Raw genomic sequence first — 414 nt, 5'->3', positions numbered from 1 at the left:
GTACATCCCGTATCCGCTGGATGAAGTGGCGATCGACTTTGAAGTGCAAGGCGCGTCAGTGCGCAACCCCGAGCGGGTCAATGTGCTGCTGGCCGCCTGTCGCAAGGAAAACGTCGAGGTTCGTGAAGCGGCCCTGGCCCTGGCCGGGCTGACCGCGCGAGTAGTCGATGTCGAAGCCTATGCCCTGGAGCGAGCGTTCGGCTTGCTGGCAACCCAGCTGGCCGCCTCTCAGGAGCATCTGACCGTGGCGGTAGTCGATATCGGCGCCACCATGACCACCCTGAGCGTGTTGAATAATGGGCGGATCATCTACACCCGCGAACAATTGTTCGGCGGCCGACAACTGACGGAAGAAATCCAGCGCCGTTATGGCCTGACGGTCGAGCAGGCTGGGTTGGCGAAGAAACAGGGTGG

The 414-nt window shown here is 61.8% G+C and carries 1 protein-coding gene; it reads left to right on the top strand.

The annotated features are described in order from the left end of the window. The coding region (gene pilM / locus AC1DF0_RS32450; RefSeq protein ID WP_477577712.1) for a type IV pilus assembly protein PilM at positions 1 to 414 on the top strand (414 nt) is incomplete at both ends.

The organism is Paenibacillus sp. 05T425, assembly GCF_056396205.1.
Note: the sequence above shows the minus strand (reverse complement) of the source record. Positions and strands in the feature narration are given on the sequence as shown.